This is a genomic window from Pseudoalteromonas sp. 19-MNA-CIBAN-0066, assembly GCF_040308705.1.
GTDB lineage: Bacteria > Pseudomonadota > Gammaproteobacteria > Enterobacterales > Alteromonadaceae > Pseudoalteromonas > Pseudoalteromonas nigrifaciens.
In genome coordinates this window covers 1-263 of record NZ_JBEONZ010000256.1, presented here as the reverse complement: position 1 = coordinate 263, position 263 = coordinate 1, and the positions used below count along the sequence as shown (strand labels likewise).

Sequence of the window (263 nt, the reverse complement as noted above, 5' to 3'; positions counted from 1 at the left end):
GCGCAATAGCGACCACTAAAAACAGTGCAAAAATAGTAAATATTTCACGCATGTGCGTTTGGGCAATGTATCTAAATAACGGGGCCGATACATATTTACCGCCGGCAATAATAGCGGCAATAACCGCAACCGATACACATACTTGTTGCCATACAGGCCAGCTCGCAATAATCGAATCGCTGATTTCTTTTGTGCTAGTTTGCGGGGCAAATGCAAGCAGTGGCAATAGGGCTAAAATAGGAATAATTGCGATGTCTTGAAAC

At 43.3% G+C, this 263-nt stretch carries 1 pseudogene; it reads right to left on the bottom strand.

The features are described from left to right. Nucleotides 1–263: pseudogene (locus AAEZ18_RS19050) on the bottom strand (potassium transporter); the annotation flags it as partial.